The sequence below is a fragment of the Microbacterium sp. IO18 genome (assembly GCF_049099505.1).
Classification (GTDB): domain Bacteria; phylum Actinomycetota; class Actinomycetes; order Actinomycetales; family Microbacteriaceae; genus Microbacterium; species Microbacterium aurugineum.
On the sequence record NZ_JBMJAF010000003.1, the window covers coordinates 165,274 to 171,354 of the forward strand.

The window sequence follows — 6,081 nt, forward strand, 5'->3', positions numbered from 1 at the left end:
TTCCTCGAGGCGGGCGATTCCGCGTGGTGTCCGGTCGATGGACTACAACGCTTTAGCAGATGAAACCATCCGATTCTCCTTCTGTCAAGAAGTGTGTGCGATCCCCGGTGCTCAAGCGTTATAGTGGTGCAGATCCGTCCCCCTCGGGGCTTGTCTGAAAGGTCCTACATGACGCAGCGCGGCGCCCTCGATGCTCCCCTGAGATTCGGGGCGAACTACACGCCGTCGAAGAACTGGATGCACTCCTGGCTCGACTTCACCCCGGACGATGTGCGTCGCGACTTCGCGGCTCTCGCGGAGCTCGGGCTCGATCACGTCCGGGTCTTCCCGCTGTGGACCGTGCTGCAGCCGAATCGCACCCTCATCCGCGAGAAGGCGGTCGACGACGTGCGTGCGGTGGTCGACATCGCGGGCGAGTTCGGGATGGATGCGAGCATCGACGTGGTCCAGGGCCATCTGTCGAGCTTCGACTTCGTGCCGTCGTGGCTGTACACGTGGCACGACAAGAACATGTTCACCGATCCCCGAGCGCTCGAGGGTCAGGTCGCGCTCGTCGACAGGCTCGGCCGGGCGCTGCGCGATGCCCCCAACTTCCTCGGACTCACCCTCGGGAACGAGACGAACCAGTTCTCCGCGCACACCCATCCGTCGCCCTGGCCGGTGACGCCGGACGAGGCGGGCGGCTGGATCTCCGCCCTGCTGTCGGCAGCCGACGCCGCAGCGCCCGGCTTCCCGCACGTCCACAGCGAGTACGACGCCGTCTGGTACATGGACGGCCACGGCTTCACGCCGGCCCACGCGTCACGCTTGGGCGCCATGACCACGATCCACTCCTGGATCTTCAACGGCACCGCCCAGCGCTACGGAGGACGATCGATCGCCTCCGACCGGCACGCCGAGTACCTGATCGAGCTCTCCCGCGCGTTCGCCACCGATCCGGACAGGGTGGTGTGGTTGCAGGAGGTCGGCGCCCCGTCGAACTGCCTGACGGAGGACGAGATGCCGGACTTCCTGGAGGCGACCGTGCGCTCCGCGCTGCGCACCGACAACCTCTGGGGCGTCACGTGGTGGTGCTCGCACGACGTCAGTCGCGACCTGGGTGACTTTCCCGAACTCGAGTACACCCTCGGCCTGATCGATCAGAACGGTGCGGCGAAGCCCCTCGGCCGACGCTTCGCCGAGGTGATCCCCGAGCTGCGGCAGCGCGTCGCGGCACCGGCGCGGGAGACGGCGATCGTGGTGGAGGTCGACGAGCGCGAGGTGCCCGTGAGCCGGGCGGCGCTGAGCCCGGGTGGTCCCGTGTTCCAGGCCTGGGTCGACGCCTGCGCCGCGGGGCTCGACCCGGCCGTGATCACGTCGCGTGACGCGCTCGATCCCGCCGTGCGGGAGGCCCGTGGCATCCGCCGGCTCATCCGCCCCGATCTGCGGGCGGGCGCGGTCGATCCCTACGGGTCGGTCAACACCGTGGTCGACGCCTGACGTTCAGGACGCCTGACGTTCAAGACGCCTGACGTTCAGTCGGTGCGCGTGGGCGGGGCCGTGCTCTCGCGCGCCGTGAGCACGGGAGTCGGGCCTTCGACGCTCGGCAGGTTCGCGCCCGCTTCGATCTGCTGGAGCAGCAGGGTGGCCGCGCGCTCGCCGAGTTCGAAGGTGTCGCGCGTCATCGCCGTGATCGACGGGTTGATGAGCCCCGCGATGACCGAGTCGTCGAAGGAGGCCAGCGAGACGTCGCGGGGAACCCTGCGTCCCATCTCCTGTGCGACGCGGAGACCGGCGACCGCCATCACATCGTTGTCGTAGACGATCGCGGTGGGTCGCCGCCGTCCGGAGAGCAGCGCCCGCGTGACGGCGGAGGCGCGGGCGGGGGAGAAGTCGGTGGTGATGACATCGCCCTCCACGCCATCGGCCGACAGGCGTTCCAAGACCTCGGCCCGCAGCCGGGTGTGTTCGAGCTCCGCCGGTCCCGCCACGTAGGCGATGTGCACGTGCCCGAGCGCGGCGAGATAGGAGTAGAGCGTCTCCGCCACCGTGTCGTCGCCGATCCACACGCTGGGCACCGTCCCGTCGGGAGACGGCTTCGACCCGATCATCACGGCGCGGGCGTCGAGCGCGGCGATGCGGTCGGCCCGGGGATCGTCGTCGCGCGGGTCGATGAAGATGAAACCGTCGACCTGGTTGGACGAGCGCCACTGCCGATGCACCTCCATCTCCTCCGCGATGTCCGCCACCAGACGCAGCTGCAGACTGACCTTGCTCTCGGAGAGACGCGATTCGATACCGGCGATGAGGTCGGTGAAGAAGGCCTCCGATCCGAGGGAGCGGGCGGGGCGCGCGAGTGCGAAGCCGACGGTGTTCGCCCGCGCGCCGACGAGGGCGCGGGCCGCCGAACTCGGCTGCCAGCCGTTCTCCTCGACGACGGCGAGGATCCGCTGCCGGGTCTCCTCGCTCACTCCGGGGCGCCCGTTCAAGGCGAAGGAGACGGCGCCGGGGGAGACGCCGGCCATGCGCGCGATGTCGGCGATCGTGACGCGCTTCGCCGGACTCATAGTCCCTCACCCTACTTGATCGGTTTAGCCCCGTGGAAGGCGGATCGGGTGTGTTCTAGACTCTTCACTAGATCGTTTTAGTAAATCGGATAGCATTCATCACACGGGTTCGCGGCGACGTCCCGCGAACCTGCCCTCACCGTCGAGTCGGAGATCCCCTATGCATGACGACACCTCGCTCACCGTCGGCCGCGTCAAGCGTGTGCTGGAGGAGCGCATCCGCCCGTCGATCCACTCGGCGTCGGTGCCGCTGCAGGTCGAGATCCACGAACTGCCCGGGGAGCCGATCGCACCGGCGGAAGGGCTCGCCCTCGACTACACCGCCGGTTCCGTGGGCGCCCCGTGGGGACCGGCCTGGGGAACCACCTGGTTCAAGCTCACCGGGCGGGTGCCGTCCGAGTGGGCCGGCCGCAAGGTCGAGGCGCTGATCGACCTCGGGTTCGACGTGAACATGACGGGCTTCCAATGCGAGGCCCTCGCCTACCGACCGGGCGGCACGGGGTCCGACCCGATCCCGGTGAAGAGCATCAACCCGCGAAACCAGTGGGTCCCGATCGTCGAGACGGCAGCGGGCGACGAGCCGGTCGAGCTGTACCTCGAGGCGGCTTCCAACCCGGTGCTCCTGGACTACCACCCCTTCCTCCCGACGCAGGAGGGCGACATCCTCACATCCTCGAAGGAACCGCTCTACCGCGCCCGGCGGATGGATCTGGCGGTGTTCGAGCAGGAAGTGTTCGACCTGGCGCTCGACCTCGAGGTGCTCTTCGAGCTGCAGGCGGAGCTGCCGGCGACCTCGCCCCGTCGCATGCGCATCCTGCAGGCCATGGACGATGCGCTCGACGTCCTCGACCTGCAGCACATCGTCGCCACGGCCTCCGATGCCCGCGCCCGCCTGGCCGAAGTGCTGGCCGCACCCGCCGAGGCGAGTGCGCATCGGATCTCGGCGGTCGGTCACGCGCACATCGATTCGGCGTGGTTGTGGCCCGTGCGCGAGACGATCCGCAAGGTCGCACGCACCACCTCGTCGATGACGGCTCTGCTGGAGGAGGAGTCCGAGTTCCGGTACGGCATGTCCAGCGCACAGCAGTACGCCTGGATCAAGGAGCACCGCCCCGAGGTGTGGGAGCGGGTCAAGGCCGCGGTCGCCGAAGGGCGCTTCCTGCCCCTGGGCGGCATGTGGGTCGAGTCCGACACCGTGATGCCGACGGGGGAGTCGCTCGTGCGGCAGTTCTCGCAGGGGCAGCGGTTCTTCGAGCGGGAGTTCGGCATCCGGTCCAAGGGCGTGTGGCTCCCGGACAGCTTCGGGTACTCGCCCGCCCTGCCGCAGCTGATGCGCCGCGCCGGGTTCGAGTGGTTCTTCACGCAGAAGATCTCGTGGAACCAGCAGAACGTCTTCCCGCACCACTCCTTCCTCTGGGAGGGCATCGACGGGTCGCAGGTGTTCACGCACTTCCCGTCGATGGACACCTACAACTCGCAGTTGAGCGGCATGGAGGTCGCGAAGGCCGCCCGGCAGTTCAAGGAGAACCGGGTCAGCTCGCGCTCGATCGCCCCGGTCGGCTGGGGTGACGGCGGTGGCGGCACGACCCGCGAGATGACGGGCAAGGCCGAACGCCTCCGCGACCTCGAGGGCAGCGCGCAGGTGGTGTGGGAGCATCCGGACGACTTCTTCGACGCCGCGAGGGCCGAGCTGCCGCATCCGGCGGTGTGGGTGGGGGAGCTGTACCTCGAGCTGCACCGCGGAACGCTCACCAGCCAGCACGCCACCAAGGCACTGCACCGCTGGGCCGAGCACGCGCTGATCGAGGCGGAGCTGTGGGCGGCGACGGATACGGTGCGCACCGGTGCCGCCTACCCGCAGGCCGAGTTCGACCGCTTGTGGCAGACCGTTCTCCTGCACGAGTTCCATGACATCCTCCCGGGGACCTCGATCGCCTGGGTGCACCGCGAGGCCGTCGCCGTGCTGACGGACGTGCTCTCGGATGCGCAGGACATCGCGGGTGCCGCCCGACGCTCGCTCGCGGGCGAGGGCGATCGCGAACTGCGGTTCGAGCCGACCTCGGTCGGGCGCGCGGGGGGACAGGGGCACGCTCTCGGCGCAGCGTTCCTTCCCGAGGCGACCCCCGCTGCCGTCTCGCTCTCGCAGGAGGACGACGGCTGGCGGCTCGAGAACGAGCTCGTCTCGGTGCGCGTGTCCGCCGACGGTCTGATCGTCTCCGCCGTCGACAAGGCATCGGGGCGCGAGGCGGTCGCTGCGGGAAAGGCCGCGAACCTGTTCCAGCTCCACCAGGACTTCCCGAACATGTGGGACGCCTGGGACATCGATCGCTACTACCGCAACAGCGTCGACGACCTCACCGCCGTCACGTCGATCGAGGCGACCATGGTCGGCACCGTCGCGAAGATCGTGGTCGTGCGCCCGTTCTCGGAGTCGACCATCACGCAGACGATCCTTCTCGCCCCCGGCTCGCGGACCGTGCTGCTGCGCAACGAGATCGATTGGCACGAGACCGAGAAGCTGCTCAAGCTCGCCTTCCCGCTCGACATCCAGGCGGCGCACACCGAGGCCGAGACGCAGTTCGGCTACCAGTCGCGGGTGACGCATACGAACACCAGCTGGGAGGCGGCGAAGTTCGAGACGTCGATGCACCGGTTCGTCCTGGTGCGCGAGCAGGACTTCGGCGTCGCACTCGTGAACGACTCGATCTACGGCTACGACACATCCCGCGAGGTGTCGGAGGATGCGGTGACGACCACGGTGAGGCTCTCGCTGCTGCGTGCCCCGCGGTTCCCCGACCCCGACACCGACCACGGCCACCACGAGATCGAGGTCGGCTTCGTGATCGGGGCTGACGCCGAGATCGCGACGGCCGAGGGCATCCGGATCAACGCGCTCCCCACCGTCGTGCGGGGTGCGCGGGAGGTCGAACCCCTGGTGTCGGTCCGGGGTGAGGGGATCGTCGTGTCGGCGGTCAAGCTCGCCGACGACGGATCGGGTGACGTGATCGTGCGCGTGTACGAGGCGCTCGGGCGACGCACGGCCGGCGAGCTGACGGTCGGGTTCGAGCACCGCGGGGTGCGCGAGGTGAGTCTGCTCGAGGACGACATATCGGACGCGCGCACCGGTGGCGACCTGCGACTGCGTCCGTTCGAGGTGCGCACGCTCCGCATCGTCCGCTGAGTGGAGATCCACGGCGTGCGGGATCGAAAACGCGCCGGAAAACCGGTGCGGAGGAGCGGTTTCGATCCCGCATGCGGCGCGGGGACGCGCACGACACGCCCGGCGGTCGAGCCTGATTTGCCCGATCCCCGGGATCCGCGTAACTTATTACCTGTTCGCCCCAAACGGTTGAGCGGAGGTCCTCGGACCGGCTCCCGTCAAGCAGCTAACACCTCCCGAATCCCAGACACTCACTGAGTGAACAGGATGAAGGTTCTGACTCGTTCCCTCACTCAGGCCGAAGAAAATCGGACTTGACAACGGAGATGAGATCGGTAAGATAGAGAAGTTGCCCTGCGGGCCTGGTTGTGATGA

The 6,081-nt window shown here is 68.4% G+C and carries 3 protein-coding genes; 2 read left to right on the top strand and 1 reads right to left on the bottom strand.

Annotation, left to right across the window (positions count from 1 at the left end):
* Window positions 1-168: 168 nt before the first annotated feature.
* Window positions 169-1,479 carry a glycoside hydrolase 5 family protein gene (locus ACLF6J_RS17210; RefSeq protein ID WP_134352423.1) on the top strand — a complete coding sequence of 437 codons (1,311 nt, stop codon included), beginning with the start codon at window positions 169-171 and terminating at the stop codon, window positions 1,477-1,479.
* A gap of 35 nt (window positions 1,480-1,514) precedes the next feature.
* Here the strand turns inward: ACLF6J_RS17210 and ACLF6J_RS17215 are convergent, their stop codons facing one another.
* Window positions 1,515-2,546, bottom strand: coding sequence for a LacI family DNA-binding transcriptional regulator (locus ACLF6J_RS17215; protein ID WP_134352422.1), 1,032 nt, complete (start codon window positions 2,544-2,546; stop codon window positions 1,515-1,517).
* 160 nt (window positions 2,547-2,706) lie between these two features.
* On the opposite strand from ACLF6J_RS17215, the gene ACLF6J_RS17220 reads away from it, so the two are divergent.
* Entirely contained in the window at window positions 2,707-5,727 is a 3,021-nt protein-coding gene (locus ACLF6J_RS17220; protein WP_134352421.1) for an alpha-mannosidase, read from the top strand.
* Window positions 5,728-6,081 lie beyond the last annotated feature (354 nt).

Excerpts from the sequence above, each read along its gene's own strand:
- ACLF6J_RS17210 (WP_134352423.1), top strand. The coding sequence starts at position 169 with ATGACGCAGCGCGGCGCCCTCGATGCTCCCCTGAGATTCGGGGCGAAC.
- ACLF6J_RS17215 (WP_134352422.1), bottom strand. The coding sequence starts at position 2,546 with ATGAGTCCGGCGAAGCGCGTCACGATCGCCGACATCGCGCGCATGGCC.
- ACLF6J_RS17220 (WP_134352421.1), top strand. The coding sequence starts at position 2,707 with ATGCATGACGACACCTCGCTCACCGTCGGCCGCGTCAAGCGTGTGCTG.